Below are 15,896 nucleotides of genomic sequence, written 5' to 3'. Positions count from 1 at the left end.
CCATGGCGATCGACCTCGGCACGTATGTGAAGGGTGTACTCGACGGGAAGCGGGCGATCGTGGCCCGTGCCATCACGCTCGTCGAGTCCACCCGGCCCGATCACCGGGCGCTCGCGCAGGAGTTGCTGACGGAGCTGCTTCCGCACAGCGGCAGGGCGCGGCGGATCGGTGTCAGCGGTGTTCCCGGCGTGGGCAAGTCCACCTTCATCGACGCGTTCGGCACCATGCTGACGTCGCTCGGGCACCGGGTCGCGGTGCTCGCGGTGGACCCGTCCTCCAGCCGGACCGGCGGTTCGATCCTGGGCGACAAGACCCGTATGGAGCGACTGGCCGTGGACCCCTCGGCCTTCGTGCGCCCCTCCCCCACCGCCGGCACCCTGGGCGGGGTCGCCAGGGCGACGCGCGAGTCGATCGTGGTGATGGAGGCCGCGGGCCACGATGTGGTGCTCGTGGAGACGGTCGGCGTCGGCCAGTCGGAGACCGCGGTCGCGAACATGGTCGACTCCTTCCTGCTGCTGACGCTGGCCCGCACCGGAGACCAGCTGCAGGGCATCAAGAAGGGCGTCCTGGAGCTGGCCGACGTGATCGCCGTCAACAAGGCGGACGGCCCCCACGAGCGCGACGCCCGCGCCGCCGCACGGGAGCTGGCCGGCGCCCTGCGGCTCATGCACGGCAGGGACGCGGTCTGGACGCCGCCCGTACTGAGTTGCAGCGCCCGCGAGTCGAGCGGTCTGGACACCGTCTGGGAGCGCATCGAGCAACACCGGACCCTCCTCGACTCGACCGGCCGCCTCGCCGCCAAACGCCGTGACCAGCAGGTCGACTGGACCTGGACGATGGTCCGCGACGAGCTGCTCGGCCGCCTCCACGCCGACCCCGACGTCCGAGCCCTGGCACCCGGCCTGGAACAGCAGGTCAGGGACGGCGGATTGACGGCCACGCTCGCCGCCGAGCGCATTCTGAGGGCGTTCGGCGGATCCGGCGGCCACGCGTCGTGACCGCCGGGGGCCGGACGCCCTCGGCATCGATCCTTGAGCGGTAGAATTCTCAGGGGCGTGGGATGTCCGCCCGCGCCGGAGGAGACTCAGCCGAGGCGCTGGACCAGCGGTCATGAGGGGACGGGATGGCGGAGCGCAGGGCGACGGCCGGTCGGGACGCCGTGGCGATGGCCATCGAGGCCTGGGCACGGGAGCGGCCCGAGCTGGACACCAGTCCGCTGGAGGTCCTGGCGCGGCTGCACCGCTCGTTCGTGCGGTACAGCACCCGGCTCACGGCGTCCATCGAGCGGCACGGGCTGTCCGTGGCCGGCTTCGACGTGCTGACGGCCCTGCGGAGGTCCGGGAAGCCGTACCGGCTGACGGCGGGCCAGCTCGCCGACTCCGGGCTCGTGTCGTCGGCGGGCGTCACGCTGCGTATCGACCGGCTCGAGAAGGACGGGCTGATCGTCCGGGAGCGCGACGCCGGCGACCGGCGGATCGTCCACTCACGGCTCACCGACGCAGGGCTCGCCAAGGTGGACGAGGTGTTCGCCGAGCATCTCGACAACGAGCGCCGCATGCTCGGCGAACTGACCCCCGCCGAGTGTCGCCAGCTCGCGCGGCTGCTGCGCAAGCTGGAGCACTCGATCCTCGCCTCGGACGAGGAGCCGGCGGGCTGAGCCGTCCGGTTCACCCCGCCGCGGCCTGTGCCTCCGCCTGTGCCCGGTACAGGCGGCGCAGCCGCACCACGCCCAGATCGTGCTGGTACAGGTTCTCCCGCTGGTCGGCGTCCGCCGGGGCCGGCTGCGCGAGCTGTTCCAGGGGCGGTATCTGCGCCGCACGGCAGTCGTGTCGGGCCTGTGGTTCGTCGCGTACTACGTCAACCACGGCATCTCCACCTGGCTGCCCTCCCTCTACACCAGGAACTTCGGCCTGGACCTGACCACCGCCCTCGTCTACACGCTGCTCAGCAACGTCACCGGGCTGCTCGGAACCCTGATCGTCGCGCTGCTGATCGACCGGGTCGGCCGCAGGCCGGCTCTGGTCGCCGCGCTCGGCGGCACCACGCTGGCCCTCGGGACGCTCGCCCTGACGGGGGCGGTCTCCGGCGGCCAGGTCGCGGTGTTCGCGTCCTGCATGACCTTCTTCGTGTACGCGATCAACGCCGGGCTCTACCTCTACTCCCCCGAGCTCTACCCGACCCGCAACCGCGCCAAGGGAGCGGCCTTCGGCGGCCTGTGGAACCGGCTCGGCGTCATCCTCGGCCCGATCACCGTCGGCGCGATCCTCGGGGCGGGCGGCAGCCTGACGCTCGTCTTCGCTCAGCTCGCCTGCGTGGCGGCGGTGGGCATGGCGATCGCGTTCTTCGCGGTCGAGACGAAGGGGAAGACGCTGGAGGAGCTCAATTCCTGAACCGAGCACCGGCCCGGGTCCGGGTCGCAGGATCCGTATCCGGGTCGACTTCTGAACCGCCGCCGCGGCGGCGACCCGGGCCCGAGGTTCAGGCCCAGGTCTGGGAGTAGATGTTGCGGTAGTCCCTGCGCCCCTGGGCCGCCTGGATCCAGCGACTGGCGATCAGCAGGACGAGGCTCAGGCCGACGACCCCGAGCCCCGGACCGAGGGCGCCGAGGGGCCCGAGACCGGCGGCGATGTCGGTGACGCTCCCCGGTCCGGCGGCGGCAGCCGGCGGGACAGGGGTTCCCGGCGGTGCGGGGGTGCCCGGCGTCACGGCGTCGGAGCCGGCGGACGCGTCGGAGGCGTCCGAAGGCCCATCGGTCGGGGAGTCCGTCCCCTGACTCGCGGCATCGTCCTGTCCGTCGGCCGGGGGCCCGCCGGCCGGGCGCACCCCGAGCGCCGCCATCGCCTTGATCGCCGGCTGGAAGTAGGTGATGCCCCCGGTCGTGCAGTCCCCGTTGCCTCCCGAGGTCACTCCGAGCGCCAGCCCCTGTGAGAACAGAGGGCCGCCGCTGTCTCCGGATTCCGCGCAGACCGTCGTCTCGATCAGGCCGGTGACCGTGCCCTCCGGATAGTTGACCGTCGCGTTCAGCGCGGTCACCCGCCCGGTACGGAACCCGGTCGTGCTGCCGCTGCGGAAGACCTGCTGCCCGACGACAGGATCGGCGGCGCCGATGATCCGTACCCCTCGGCCACCGCCGATCTCCACGATGTCGGGGCGTTCGGGGGCCGCGCCGCTCTCGTACTCCACCAGGGAGAAGTCGTTGCCCGGGAAGCTGGAGGCGACCGTGGAGCCGAGCGCATCACCCTCCCGGCCGCCGAACCAGGTGGTGCCGACGGGTCCGCAGTGCCCGGCCGTCAGGACGAACGAGCCTTGGCCGTCGGTCACGTTGAAGCCCGCGGAGCAGCGGATGTTGTCCGCGAGCATGGAGGCCCCGCCGTTCAGCCTGGTGGTGAACGTACCCGGGGTCCGTTCCATGTGGACGAAGCCGCCGATGCTCTCGGCGAGATCGGCCATGCGCGACCAGTCGGCGGCGGAGACGGTGCTGTCGGCGTGCACCACGACCCTGTTGGACGCGTAGTCCACCGCCCACGCCGTTCCGCTGACCGTCGGTGCCGAGCGCAGGGTCGCGGTGGCCGAGCGGAGCCGCTTCATGCTGTTGGGCACGATCTTGGCGGTCGCCCCGGCCCGTTGCACCTCCGCGGCCGCTTCCTGGTCGGTCACGGCGACCACCGGACGGCCGTCGGCCCCCGTCCAGCTGCCCGCGGTACGGGACGTGCCGAGCCGCGAGACCAGCGACGCGACCGGGTCGCCGGCCGACTGCACGGCGCCGGCGCCTGTCTGCGGCGCGGACGGTTCGCCCGCCATGGCGTCGGAGACCATCAGCGCGCCGGACACCAGCCCGCCGACGGCCGCCAGCCGGGCGATCCGCTGAAGGTTGCGTCGTGCGTGCCTCATCCGCGGCCCCAAGGTCGTACCGACTACTGACATCACCCGTTGGACGAAAGGCCCGGGAAGCCGGGCCCCCTCGTCTATACGGGCCTGTGCGCCGAGGTGTTCACCACCGGCCGCAGCTGAATCCGCCGTCCTCGATTCGTCGCCGACGCCCGTCAGGCACCGCCCGCATCTCCTTCCCGGTGTCTCGTACGGCAGTTGCCTCGGCACACCGCCCCTACCGACCTGTTCCCGGAGCGCGTCGGCCGGAGGGTGCTCGTCAGCGCCGTCGACCCGTGGGACCGGTACGACTTCGGCCACGGCGTCGGCGTGCGGCAGAGCCGGGCCCCGCTGCGGAGGGCAACGCGGGGACGCGGCGCTCAGGCGGCAACGCGCGCACGGCACGAAGGCGTCAGTGCACCCGGCGCTCCGACGCCACGGGTGTACCCCGTTCTTGACGTCAGGGGCATAAGCGTGGGACCCGTCGGGCGCGCCCCCGACGGGTCCCACGGGTGAGGTGCGCGCGTCAGTGCGCCGGAGCCGACGTGGGCGCCGTCGTCGGATCCGCCGGTGCGGGGTGCTTCTCGGTCCGGGGCTCCAGGACGCGCTCGGCGAGAGGGCCGAGGATCAGCCCCAGGGCGGCCCAGAGCAGTGCCTGGACGCCGAGCGAAGCCAACCGGAACTCCCAGAGCACTCCGGCCGGGAAGTGGTCGGGAAGCGCGTCCGCCGACGGCAGAAAGGCCGTGAAGGCCGCGATCGCGACCGTGAAGGCCGCGCCGGCGGCGACCGTGGCGTTCCAGTTGCCCCAGCGCGCCGCGAGGCTCCGGCCGAGCATGACCGCGCCGATCGCCAGCAGCACGGCGAGGGCGATCATCAGGAAGAACAGTGCGGTGCGCTGGTTGAGGGTGTCCGGATCACCGACGGCCGGCGGGTTGGCCGGGTACTTCAGGAAGGGCACCAGCGCCACGGTGACGAAGCCGCCCAGGGCGACCAGGGCCGCCGTGGCCCTGGCGCCGAAGCGGCCGATACGACCCAGCGCGAAGCAGAAGGCCAGGGCGGTGATGCCGCCGAGGGCGATGCCGTAGACGAGGGCGGCGGTGGCCAGTCCCGCGGTGGACTGCACGGCGCGGCTGACCAGTTCCTCCTCGCCTCCGCCGTGGTCGTGGGAGTGTGCCGTCTCGAAGGCGATGGCGGCGTCCACGCTCGGTTCGCCGGCCAGATACGCGAATCCGAAGGCGAGCAGCCCCGCCAGGACACCCGCGATCATGCCGCGCACCAGGAGGGCGCGTACGGTTACGGAGTTCATGTGTGTGCGTCCGTCCCGTGTCAGTGGCAGGGGAAGCCGAGCAGGTGGCGGCCGTCGTGCACCCACTCGTGGACGGACTCGCCTGAGAACACGGAGAAGGCGCCCTGCTCGGCGCCGACGAAGTACAGCAGCACGAGCATCAGCAGGCCGAAGAAGACGGCCCAGGGCAGGATCGCCCGGAGCGGCAGCTTGGCCGCCGAGGGTGGGGCAAGGGGGACAGGGGTGATGGCGGTCTGGGCCACGGCGATACCTCCTCGGGAACACGCGTCCCGCATTGTGTGGAGCACGCGACGACGGCAAACGGGTCTGACTCACCGAACCGCCCCTCCTGGGACAGGAGTTGCCGCTCGGCACACAGTGGCGCGACCGTGCCGGGTTTCCACCGGGCTTCCGTGTACGCCGTCGTCCTTTCGGAGCAGAGGGTACAGCCGGTGGCACGGACCGTCGATACCGTCCCTGACCAGCCGTCCTGTGACTCGTCGCACCATGGGCACCATCACACGCACACCACCCGCACGCCCCGCGGAGGGCGGTACACGCGGGACGACACCGAGAGGTTCCCGGCCATGACCATCCGGCTCACCCTGCTGTGCGCCGCCGCCGGCCCCGCCGCGCGGCACGTCCGGTTCGGCGACGGTCCGCTTGACGAGCGAGGCAGACGAGAGGCACGTACGGCAGCGGGCGCGCTGCCCACGGCGTCGCATCACTACCGGGCACCCTCGCTCCGGTGCGAACAGACCACCGAGGCCATGGGGTTCACCGCCGTGGTCGAAACCGCCCTGCGCGACTGCGACTTCGGCCGGTGGGACGGCCGCTCGCTGGACGACGCGGCCGCGACCGATCCCGCAGGAATCACCGTCTGGATGACCGATCCCGACGCGGCACCGCACGGCGGAGAGTCCGTGGCCGCTCTGTGCGGACGCGTCGGCGACTGGCTGGACGCCCTTCCCGAGCACGCGGGCCGGGTGCTCGCCGTGACCGAGCCCGCCGTCGTGCGCGCCGCCGTCGTGCACGCCCTCGGGGCCCCGGCCGGCGCCTTCTGGCGCGTCGACGTGCCCCCGTTGTCCCTCGTCACGCTCACCGGGCGGTCGGGGCGGTGGAACCTGCGGCTGAGCGGGCCGGCGTCCTCCGCCCCGCAGCCCTCATCCTGAACGCCGGCCGCCCGCGGTGGCGACGGTCTGCGGGGCGGTGCGCTGTTCCTGCTGCCTGCGCTGTCCGTAGGGCGTCCGGCCCGGCGGCATGTGCACCGAGAGCGCCGTGGCCACGAGGAGCGCCGGCAGGGCGGCGGCGGACCGGGGCACGAACCGGGTGCGCAGGCCGTGCAGTTCACCGCCGGGCCGGGTCGTTCCCGCCGCGGCGTCGGTGATGGCCGACCCGGTCCGTGGGGGCCGGCAGGGCGATCGTGGCCAGGAGGGTGATGACGAGCTTCACGGTGACCCAGTAGTGGCGTGCCAGGCCCCAGGTGCTGCCAAGGGCGGAGACCATGCCGGTCGCCGGTGAAGCCGCGCACAGCGGCACGATGACGTACCAGCCGCTCAGTTCCCTCGCGACGCAGGCCGACCGCGCGATGCGCTCGTCCTCGCCTGCCGGACCGGTGACGGCGGGGGCCGGGAAGACGGCGGAAGCGGAGAGCCTGGATCGGCGCCCGCACCGCCACCACCCGCACGACGCCCGCTGATCGGCGGTACGCGGGCGGCCCCGTCCACGGACGTCAGCTGTCGGCGACGGCGAGCACGGCGTCGTGGCCGCGGAAGCGGACGCCTCTGACGGTGGCCGCGGACGTCCGTCGAAGTGCTGCCGGTCAGCTGTCGAGTGCCTGCCGGGCGAAGCGCAGGGCGTACGGGAGGGCGGCGCGGGTGACGGGGCAGGCGCCGGCGGCGTGAGCGGCGGCCGTGACGAGGGGTCCCGCCGAGGCGACGGCGCGCCGGAGGGCGGCAGGGGTCGGCAGGCGGCCCGCCTGCCGCAGCGCGGGGATGTCGGGGAGCGCGAGGGTGAGGGTCCGGTCGGCGGCGCCGGGGCGCGGCCAGGTGAGTTCGATGCGCATGAAGCGGCCTTCGTGGGAGGTGGGGACCCGATGCCTGCCGCCCGCCCGGCGGCGTGCCGGTGGGCCGGTCGGCGAAGCGCAGGAGCCGCGGGCGGACGGTGACGGCGATGCCGACGGTGGCGGGCGAGGGTTCGGACCATCGGCTCCGGCAGCGTCCACCGCCGGTTACCTCACTCGGCGGTAGGTGGATATGCCCAGGCTTGCCGGAGTTGCGTGATCTTGTCAAGGTTGGTGAAGGGTGAGAGCTGTCACGGCCGAGGCCGCCTGCCTCACCTGCCCTACGGAGGGAGAGCGACCATGACTGACCGTTCCCGCGCGTCCGGCTCAGGGGGCAAGAAGGGGCAGCATCCCGTTCAGGAGTCACTGGCACACCCGGTGCAGACGATGGCTACGGCCGTGGAGAAGGTCCCGGGCGCCGACCGTGTCAGGCCCGGCATGGAGCGGGTCAAGGGGGTCGTCGACGGCGTCCTGGACTCCGTCGGGATCGTCTCGCCGCACGCACGCCGTGTCGCCGCGTACACCGGTGCCGGGCTGCTCGGTGTCGCGGGTGTGGTCGAGTGGCCGGTGGCCGTGGCGGGCGCAGCGGTGGTGTGGCTCACGCAGCCGCGCCCCAAGGACGCCGCGGCGGCCGAGGCCGCGGGCGGGGCCCGCACCGAAGGGCTGAAGGCCAAGCAGGCCGCGAGGTCGGCCAAGGCGTCGACCACCACGGGGTCGGGGGCGAAGAGCCGCCCGCCCAAGGCCACGTCGGGGTCGGCGAAGACGCGCCCGACCAAGTCCACGAGCACCTCGGCCACGGCGAAGGCCCGCTCGTCGAAGCGCGCCGCCACGAGCGCCACGCAGGCCAAGGCAGGTGCCAAGGCAGGTGCCAAGGCAGGTGCCAAGGCAGGTGGGCGGAAGAAGTCCTGACGCCGGCCTTGCCCGTGTGACCACCGTTCCGCCCCGGCCCGTTCGGCAAGCCCGCGAAGGTGACAGATGCTGCTCCGCTTGCTGACCGGGCTGCCCGTCGTGGCCCTCCAGAACCTCCTTGCGGCCCCCGTCGAGGCCACGCGCCGGATCGCCTCGCCGGCCACGGACACGGCGCGCATGGCCGCTGAACTCGTGCACGCCGGTGCCGGAGGCGCGGCGAAGGGGGCGGCGGCGGCGTCCGCGACCGCGCTGCGCGTGGGAAGGGCCGCTCGTAACGCGATGACCCCTCAGGTCGGCTACTGGCGCGCCGGTTCCCGGATGCACCTCGCCCTGCGGCACCACCCGGACGCGCAGGCGCCCACCGTCGAGCGGCTCGAGGCCACCGCACGGAAGGTGGCCGTCGAGCTGGCCGAGCACCCCGACGTACTGCTCGCCTACTGGGACGGTGGGCTGGGACGGCTGGTCGTGCAGACCACGGAGGACGCGGTAGGCGACGAGTTGGCGGTCAGAGTGTCCGAACTCGCCGCCGCCCACGGGCTGGTGCACGTCGGCGAGCACACGCTGGAGCACACGCACCCCGGTGCCGCCGGTGGTGTGCGCACGAGCGCTCTCGCCCTCGCGTGCGACGCAGCGGGCATCGCCACCGCCTTTGCGGCACGGACGGCGTTTCTGCGCCGTGCGCCGGAGGTCGTGGTGGCCGCAGTCGTGGTGCTGCGCGAGGACTCGCGCGTACGCACGGCGCTGAGCCGCGCGCTGGGCGCGGACGCGGCCGATCTGGTGCTGGCCGCGGCCCATGCGGCCGTCTGCGGAATCGGGCAGTCGCCGAGTCCGCTGCTGCTCGACGCGGCCCTGCGGACCGTCCAGTTGGTGGAGTCCCTGGCCCAGCTCGCCACCTTCGACGCCGTGCACGACCGCCTGTGCGCCCCGCATCGGCTGACGGTCGCCGGAGGCGACGTCGAGCGTCCGTCGCTGCGTCCGTGCCCGGGCGAGGAGTACGCCGACGCCGCGGTCAACGGCATGCTGGGCGGCGCCGTCACCACGCTGCTGTTCACCCGCAACCTCGACGAGGCGGCCGAGACCGCACTCGGCGGTTCGCCCAAGGCCGCGCGCTACGGCCCTGCGGCGTTCACGGCAGCGCTCGGCAGTGCCCTGGCGCGCGAGGACGTCCTGGTCCGCGCCCCCGAGCGGCTGCGCCGGCTGGAGCTCGTGGACACGGTCGTCCTCCATCCCGAGGCGCTGCGCAGCACGCGGCGTACCGTGCTCGAGGTGCATCCCAGCATGCCCGGCTGGGACCACCACCGGTTGTGGCTGGAAGCCACCGCTGTACTGAGCGCACCCGAGGACACGGCCGAGGACGGGGCGACGACCGCCGACGGAACAGCACCCGAGGACAGGGCGACGACCGCCGACGGAACAGCACCCGAGGACAGGGCGACGACCGGCGACGGAACAGCACCCGAGGACAGGGCGACGACCGGCGACGGAACAGCACCCGAGGACGGGGCAACTCCGTCCCGGAAGCCACGGCTCGGCCTGCGGCCGGTGCCCGATGAGACGGCGTCGGCCACGCGACGGTCGAGGTCGGGTCCGCCGGCGTCGGAACCGCCGCCCACGGGACTGATGATCGCGTCGGTCGGCGACGCGGACGTCGGCACCGTGCTGGTCGGCTGGGAGGTCGACCCGATGGCCGAGGCAGCGCTGGACGCGGCGCGCCGGGCAGGGCTGCACGTCGTGGTGGTGGACGACCACTCGCTGGGTGAGTTCGGGACCCTGGCCGATCAACTCGCCTCATCCGACAGCCCTTTGGGCGAGGTGGTGGCCGGCCTGCAGGCCGACGGGCGGACCGTCCTCACGGTGGCGCGCGTCCCTCACGAACGGGCCGCGACCGAGCGGGAGCTGACGGAATCGAGCCGGGACGTGCTCGACGGGCTGCTCCGCAGTGACCTGGCCTTCGCCGTCACGGACGAGCGCGGCGCAGTCGTCTGGGGGGCGGACCTCCTGGCCCTTCGCGGGCTGGAGGGTGCCTGGCGGCTGCTGTCCGCCGTGCCCGCGGCGCGGGCGGTCAGCCGACGGGCCAAGTTCCTCGCCGAAGCGGGCACCACGCTCTCCGAGCTCCTGGTGCTCACCCGTGGGTCGCGGTCGCAACGCGTCCCCTTCCCTCTCGAACTGCGGCTCAGCCCCGTCAACATCGCGACCGCGGTGGCCCTGGTGTCGAGCTGGTTCGCCGCGCTGGTCGTCACCGCCGGTACGACCCCGCGCCCCCGGCCTCGGGTGCCCTGGCACGCCCTGCATCCGGACGAGGTCATGGCCCGGCTGGCGCGAGCGTCGCGGGCCGCGCCCACCGCCTGGGCGGTGGTACGGACCCGGGCCGGACACGCCGCGGGCGCGGCGGTGACGCACCCGGCCCTCACGCCCGCGCGGATGGGCGCACGTCTGGCCGGCGCCGTGTGGGCCGAACTCGACGACCCGTTCACCCCCGTCCTGGTGGTCGGTGCCACCGCGTCGACGCTACTGGGATCGGCCGTGGACGCGTTCCTCGTCATCGGTGCCGTGGCGGTGAACGCCCTGGTCGGCGGCGTGCAGCGGCTACGCGCCGAGCGGGCGCTGTCCGCGCTGGTCACCGGGCAGCGGCGGACGGCCCGGCGCCTCGCCGGCTCCGGCTCCGGCTCCGGCTCCGGCTCCGGCTCCGACGAGCCGTCCCTCGTCGCGGCCGAACGGCTGGCGCCCGGCGAGGTGATCGAGCTGCGCACCAACGACGTGGTCCCGGCCGACGCACGGCTGCTGGAGGTCAGCGGCTTCGAGGTGGACGAGTCCTCGCTGACCGGCGAGTCACTGCCCACCCGTAAGCAAGTGGCCCCGGTACCGCAGGCGTCCGTGGCCGACCGCACCTGCATGGTGTTCGAGGGCACCACGGTGGTGGCCGGCCGTGCGCGGGCGGTCGTGGTGAGCACGGGCGACCAGACAGAGGCCGGTCGCGCGGCGTCCCTCGCCGCCCGGGTCCCCACCTCGCCAGGGGTCCAGGCACGGCTGCACCAGCTGACGCGCCGGGTGCTCCCCCTCACCCTCGCCGGCGGCGCCGCGGTGGCCGGGCTGTCCCTGCTGCACGGCCGCCCGATGCGCACCGCGCTCCAGGGCGGGCTGGCGGTCGCGGTGGCCGCCGTGCCCGAGGGCATGCCCCTGGTGGCGACGGTGGCGCAGATGGCCGCGGCGCGGCGGCTCAGCAGGCTCGGTGTCCTGGTGCGCACACCGCGCAGCCTGGAGGCGCTGGGACGCGTGGACACCATGTGCTTCGACAAGACCGGCACCCTCACCGAGAACCGGTTGCGGGTCGTCCGCGTGATCACCGCCGACGGCGCCGAGCACCCGGCGTCCGGCCCCGACGCGGAGCCGGTCCTCCGCACCGCAGCCCGTGCCTGCCCCCGCGTCGTCGAGCAGGCGGGCTTCCACGCCCACGCCACCGACGAAGCCGTCCTGGCGGCAGCCCCGCGCGAGACCGGGTGGACCACGGTGCGGGCCCAGCCCTTCGAGGCGAGCCGGGGCTACGCGGCCGCCGCGGGAACGGCCGCGAAGCCCGACGGCGACGGCCGGGACCTGCTGGTGGTCAAGGGCGCGCCGGAAGTCGTGCTGCCCTGCTGCCCCGACGCGGATCCGGCAGTCGTCGACACGGCACACACGCTCGCCGCCCAGGGCCTGCGGCTGCTGGCCGTCGCTCAACGCCGCGTCGCGGCGGACGAGTCGGCGCAGGCCCTGGACAAGCCCCTCGAACTGCTGGAACTCATCGGATTCGTGGCCCTGGCCGACACGCCACGCGCCAGCTCCGCCCCGCTCGTGGCCGGACTCGGCAAGGCGGGCGTTCGGCCCGTCATGCTCACCGGCGACCACCCCGAGACCGCCCGCTCGGTGGCGGTCGCACTCGGCTGGCCACCGGACGTCACGGTCGTCACAGGGGACGATCTGGCCGCGCTGGACCGGGCAGGGCGGGCGCGCCTGCTGCGGGACTGCGGCGTCGTGGCCCGCGTCGCCCCCGAACAGAAGCTCCAGGTCGTCGAGGCGCTTCGGGAGGCGGGACGCGTCGTGGGCATGGTCGGGGACGGCGCCAACGACGCCGCCGCCATCCGCGCCGCCGATGTCGGGGTCGGTATCGCGGCACGCGGATCCGCGGCCGCGCGCAACGCCGCGGACCTCGTGATCACCAACGACGAGCTGTCGGTGCTCATCGACGCCATCGGCGAGGGCCGCGCTCTGTGGCGCAGCGTGGCCGACGCGATCAGCATCCTGCTCGGCGGGAACGCCGGCGAGGTCGGCTTCTCGGTACTCGGCACGCTGCTGTCCGGTACGTCGCCGCTGTCGACACGTCAGCTGCTGCTGGTCAACCTGCTCACCGACATGTTCCCGGCGATGGCGGTCGCGGTCACCCCCCACACCCAGGACCCCGCGGGTGAGCCCGTCGCGGCCGAGGGCATGCCCGTCGGCGTCGCCGTCCTCGGCCGGCCGCTGAACCGTCAGATCCGGCACCGTGGCGTGATCACCGGGATCGGCGCGGCCGTCGCCTGGCTGATCGGCACGCTCACTCCGGGCTCGGCGCGACGCACGAGCACCATGGCCCTGTGCGGGGTGGTCGGCGCCCAGCTCACGCAGACCGTCGTGGGACGCCGCCACAGTCCGCTGGTCCTGGTCACCGTGCTCGGCACCGCGGCCGTGCTCGTGGCACTCGTCCAGACACCCGTCGTCAGCCACTTCTTCGGGTGCACGCCGCTCGGTCCGCTGGCCTGGACCGGTGTGGCCGTCGCCGTCGGTGCCGCTTCCCTCGGTCCGTACGTACTGCCGCAGGCCGACCGGCTGCTGGCCGATCTCACCTCGCGGATGCGTCCCGTCGTGCGGGTCGTCCGCTGAAGGGCGTACGCCTCGTCCGCTGAAGGCCGTACGCCCTCGCGCCCGGCCACGGCTCGACATCGACCTCGACGAGGCGGTCGTCACCGCCCTTGTGGTGGGCCCTGATCCGGCCCTGCTCGTCGCCGGCCATGACGTTGTGTCCGCGGGGTCCGGCCACATGCCGGCGATGACCGTGGCGAACGTGGCGTGGCGGTACGCGAAGGCGGTCGCATCCTGTGCCACGCGGGGGCAGGCGCCGCCTGACTCCAGGCCACGCCGATGGGGCGACGCCTCTGCTCGGCGCCACCGCCGTACCGCCGGGGCGGGCGCCTCGCTCGCAGGCCGCCGAACAGCCGCGCCGCGTTGCGCCGCGCAGGGGCCGCGACGCGCCGGCAACCGCCGCCCCCAGCCCGGCAGTCGGGCCGGCAGCGGCAGCCGACGGCAGGCCCGGGCGCCGAAGCGCCCGGGCGCCGGGGGTCACCGTGCCGGGTGCGGCACCGCCGTGAACTCGGCGTGGAGGCTGCGGCGGTGGTCCACCTCCCGTACGGGACCGGTGAGCACGACCCGCGCCGTCAGCCGCGGGTCGGTGCTCGACGCGCTGAACCGCAGCTCCAGCTCGCCCGGCTCCACTACACGGTTGCCGTCGCGACCGGTGAAGGAGGCCAGGTCGGCGGGGACCGTCGCGTGGATCCGTACGGCCTCGCCGGGTGCGAGGTCCAGCCGGACGTAGCCGATCAGCCGCTGGAGCGGCTGGACCACCGAGGCGACGGGGTCGTGCAGATACAGCTGCACCAGCTCGGTGCCCTCGCGCGGACCGTTGTTGGTGACCGTGCAGGCAAGCCGGAACGCGCCGTCCGTGGCCGCCTCGTCGCCCTCCACGGCCAGGTCGGTCCACTCGAAGGTGGTGTACGTCAGCCCGTGGCCGAAGCCGAAGGCCGGAGTCGGGTCGATGTTGGAGACCTCGCTGGAGTGGCCGAGCCGCGCCGCCAGATACGTGGACGGCTGGGCCCCGGGGTGGCGGGGCACGCTGACCGGGAGCCGTCCCTCAGGGGCGGTTCGGCCGCTCAGCACCGAGGCGATGGCCCGGGTGCCCTCCTCGCCGGGGAAGAAGGACTGGACGGCGGCGGCGGCTTCCGTCGCCGCCCGGCCGAGCACGTAGGGCCGACCGGCCAGCATCGTCACCACGACCGGGGTGCCGGAGTCGAGGAGCAGGTCCAGCAGCTGCTGCTGGACTCCGGGCAGGGCCAGCGACTCGGCGTCGCAGCCCTCGCCGCTGGTGCCGCGGCCGAAGAGTCCGGCACGGTCGCCGAGCGCGGCGATAACGATGTCGGCGCCCCGGGCGAGTTCGGCGGCGACCGCGAAGCCGTCGGTGTCGGTGCCGTCGACGCTCGCGCCCGGGGCCACCACGATCTCGCTGCCGGGGAACTCCGCAGCCAGCGCCTCCCGCAGCGTGGGCAGTTCGATGCCGACCGGGATCTCGGGGTGCTGGACGCCGACGTGGACGGGGAAGGCGTAGCAGCCCAGGACCGCGGTCGGGACCTCGGCGTTGGGGCCGATCAGCGCGATCCGGGCCGGTGCGGTGCGGTCCTCGGCACCGGCGGCCGGGGCCAGCGGCAGGGTGCCGTCGTTGTGGAGCAGGACGACGGCCTGCTCGGCGACGCGGCGGGCGAGGGCCCTGTTGGCGTCCGTGTCGAGGCCGATCGTTCCGCGCAGCGTCTCCGAGTCGGCTCCGGCTCCGGCTCCGGCTCCGGCTCCGGCTCCGGCTCCGGCCAGCGCCTCGGGGCGCGGGCTCCAGTCCGGGTCGAGCAGGCCGAGCTGGGCCTTCTGGACGAGGACGCGCCGTACCGCGCGGTCGATCAGCGCCTCGGGCACACGGCCCGAGGCGACCGCCTCCAGCAGGGGCTCACCGAAGGTGTTGACCGTCGGCAGCTCCACGTCCACGCCTGCGGCGAGGGCGGCGCCGGCCGCCTCGCCGAAGGTGCCGGCCACTCCGTGCAGGGTCTTGAGGAAGGCGATGCCGAAGTAGTCGGCCACGACCGTTCCGGTGAAGCCCCAGGTGTCCCTCAGCAGCCCGGTCAGCAGCCGCTCGTCGGCGGCGGAGGGGATGCCGTCGGTGTCGGTGTAGGCGTGCATGACGGAGCGCACGCCGCTCTCCCGCACGGCCATCTCGAACGGCGGCAGGATGATGTCGGCGCGCTCGCGTGCACCCATGCCGACCGGCGCCAGATTGCGCCCGGCGCGGGAGGCGGAGTACCCGGCGAAGTGCTTGAGGGTGGCGACGATGCCCGCGGACTCCAGGCCCTGGACGTAGGCGGTGGCGACTGTGCCGACGAGGTACGGGTCCTCGCCGATGGTCTCCTCGACCCGGCCCCAGCGTGCGTCCCTTACGACGTCGAGTACCGGGGCGAGGCCCTGGTGGACGCCGACCGCGCGCATGTCGCGGCCGATGGCGGCGGCCATCTCACGGATCAGCGCGGGGTTGAAGGTGGCGCCCCACGACAGCGGCACCGGGTAGGCGGTGGCGCCCCAGGCGGCGAAGCCGGCGAGGCACTCCTCGTGGGCGAGGGCCGGGATGCCGAAACGGTTCGCTTCAGCGATACGGCGCTGGGTGCGCGCCAGCGAGAGCGCGCCGATCGCCGGGTCGACCGGGGCCGTGCCGAAGGGCCGGGTCAGCTGCCCGAGGCCGTACGGCAGCAGCTCGTCGAGGTCCGGCGTCTCCTCCATGTCGTGCTGGTGCGGGGCGACTTCGGCGCCCTCGTTCGACGCGCCCACCCAGACGCCGAAGAGCTGGGCGATCTTCTCCTGGAGGGTCATCTCGGCGACCAGGGCCTCGGCGCGGGTCTCCGCATCGAAGGACGGATCGCGCCAGAGAGGGCGGGCGGAATCGGTCTCCACGGCGGT

General features: G+C 74.0%; 14 protein-coding genes and 1 pseudogene. 7 read left to right on the top strand and 8 right to left on the bottom strand.

Annotated features, from left to right (window positions below):
• Positions 1 to 2: 2 nt before the first annotated feature.
• Positions 3 to 998 (top strand): methylmalonyl Co-A mutase-associated GTPase MeaB, encoded by a 996-nt coding sequence (gene meaB, locus ABT078_RS00995; RefSeq protein ID WP_351222412.1) that lies wholly within the window; start codon positions 3 to 5, stop codon positions 996 to 998.
• Between the two features lie 125 nt (positions 999 to 1,123).
• A complete protein-coding gene (locus ABT078_RS00990) occupies positions 1,124 to 1,657 on the top strand; it encodes a MarR family winged helix-turn-helix transcriptional regulator (RefSeq protein ID WP_351222410.1) in 534 nt (177 codons plus the stop codon).
• A gap of 10 nt (positions 1,658 to 1,667) precedes the next feature.
• On the opposite strand, the pseudogene ABT078_RS00985 reads toward ABT078_RS00990, so the two are convergent.
• Positions 1,668 to 1,775 (bottom strand): annotated as a pseudogene (locus ABT078_RS00985) (3-phenylpropionate dioxygenase); the annotation flags it as partial.
• Between ABT078_RS00985 and ABT078_RS00980 the strand changes: the two are divergent.
• Positions 1,737 to 2,390 carry an MFS transporter gene (locus ABT078_RS00980; protein ID WP_351222408.1) on the top strand — a complete coding sequence of 218 codons (654 nt, stop codon included), beginning with the start codon at positions 1,737 to 1,739 and terminating at the stop codon, positions 2,388 to 2,390. The pseudogene ABT078_RS00985 and the gene ABT078_RS00980 overlap by 39 nt on opposite strands.
• Positions 2,391 to 2,478: 88 nt before the next feature.
• Here the strand turns inward: ABT078_RS00980 and ABT078_RS00975 are convergent, their stop codons facing one another.
• The 3 genes from ABT078_RS00975 to ABT078_RS00965 form a co-directional block, all read right to left on the bottom strand.
• Positions 2,479 to 3,891, bottom strand: a complete 1,413-nt coding sequence (locus ABT078_RS00975) for a S1 family peptidase (protein WP_351222406.1) — start codon at positions 3,889 to 3,891, stop codon at positions 2,479 to 2,481.
• Between the two features lie 502 nt (positions 3,892 to 4,393).
• Positions 4,394 to 5,173 (bottom strand): CbtA family protein, encoded by a 780-nt coding sequence (locus ABT078_RS00970; RefSeq protein ID WP_351222404.1) that lies wholly within the window; start codon positions 5,171 to 5,173, stop codon positions 4,394 to 4,396.
• A gap of 20 nt (positions 5,174 to 5,193) precedes the next feature.
• Positions 5,194 to 5,415, bottom strand: coding sequence for a CbtB domain-containing protein (locus tag ABT078_RS00965; RefSeq protein WP_351222402.1), 222 nt, complete (start codon positions 5,413 to 5,415; stop codon positions 5,194 to 5,196).
• A gap of 324 nt (positions 5,416 to 5,739) precedes the next feature.
• Between ABT078_RS00965 and ABT078_RS00960 the strand changes: the two genes are divergently transcribed.
• Entirely contained in the window at positions 5,740 to 6,324 is a 585-nt protein-coding gene (locus ABT078_RS00960; RefSeq protein WP_351222400.1) for a histidine phosphatase family protein, read from the top strand.
• Here the strand turns inward: ABT078_RS00960 and ABT078_RS00955 are convergent.
• The gene (locus tag ABT078_RS00955) at positions 6,316 to 6,474 is read right to left on the bottom strand and encodes a hypothetical protein (RefSeq protein WP_351222398.1); all 159 of its coding nucleotides are present in this window, start codon (positions 6,472 to 6,474) and stop codon (positions 6,316 to 6,318) included. The genes ABT078_RS00960 and ABT078_RS00955 overlap by 9 nt on opposite strands.
• Before the next feature lie 25 nt (positions 6,475 to 6,499).
• On the bottom strand, positions 6,500 to 6,658 hold the full coding sequence (locus ABT078_RS00950; RefSeq protein ID WP_351222396.1) for a hypothetical protein: 159 nt from the start codon (positions 6,656 to 6,658) through the stop codon (positions 6,500 to 6,502).
• Here ABT078_RS00950 and ABT078_RS00945 point away from each other — a divergent pair.
• Positions 6,657 to 6,851 carry a hypothetical protein gene (locus tag ABT078_RS00945; protein WP_351222394.1) on the top strand — a complete coding sequence of 65 codons (195 nt, stop codon included), beginning with the start codon at positions 6,657 to 6,659 and terminating at the stop codon, positions 6,849 to 6,851. The genes ABT078_RS00950 and ABT078_RS00945 overlap by 2 nt on opposite strands.
• 123 nt (positions 6,852 to 6,974) lie before the next feature.
• Here the strand turns inward: ABT078_RS00945 and ABT078_RS00940 are convergent, their stop codons facing one another.
• A complete protein-coding gene (locus ABT078_RS00940) occupies positions 6,975 to 7,217 on the bottom strand; it encodes a hypothetical protein (RefSeq protein WP_351222392.1) in 243 nt (80 codons plus the stop codon).
• Positions 7,218 to 7,514: 297 nt separating this feature from the next.
• Between ABT078_RS00940 and ABT078_RS00935 the strand changes: the two genes are divergently transcribed.
• Positions 7,515 to 8,123: a hypothetical protein gene (locus ABT078_RS00935; RefSeq protein ID WP_351222390.1), complete on the top strand. Its 609-nt coding sequence runs from the start codon at positions 7,515 to 7,517 to the stop codon at positions 8,121 to 8,123.
• A 66-nt stretch (positions 8,124 to 8,189) separates the two neighbouring features.
• Positions 8,190 to 13,016, top strand: coding sequence for a cation-translocating P-type ATPase (locus ABT078_RS00930; protein WP_351222388.1), 4,827 nt, complete (start codon positions 8,190 to 8,192; stop codon positions 13,014 to 13,016).
• Between the two features lie 456 nt (positions 13,017 to 13,472).
• Here ABT078_RS00930 and ABT078_RS00925 read toward each other — a convergent pair whose 3' ends face one another.
• Positions 13,473 to 15,890 (bottom strand): beta-xylosidase/alpha-l-arabinosidase, encoded by a 2,418-nt coding sequence (locus ABT078_RS00925; RefSeq protein WP_502981139.1) that lies wholly within the window; start codon positions 15,888 to 15,890, stop codon positions 13,473 to 13,475.
• Positions 15,891 to 15,896: the final 6 nt, after the last annotated feature.

This window comes from Streptomyces sp. NPDC002133, from assembly GCF_040296405.1.
In the GTDB taxonomy this organism is placed as follows: Bacteria; Actinomycetota; Actinomycetes; order Streptomycetales; family Streptomycetaceae; genus Streptomyces.
The sequence above is the reverse complement of the archived record's forward strand: the minus strand, read 5'-3'. Positions and strand labels throughout refer to the sequence as shown.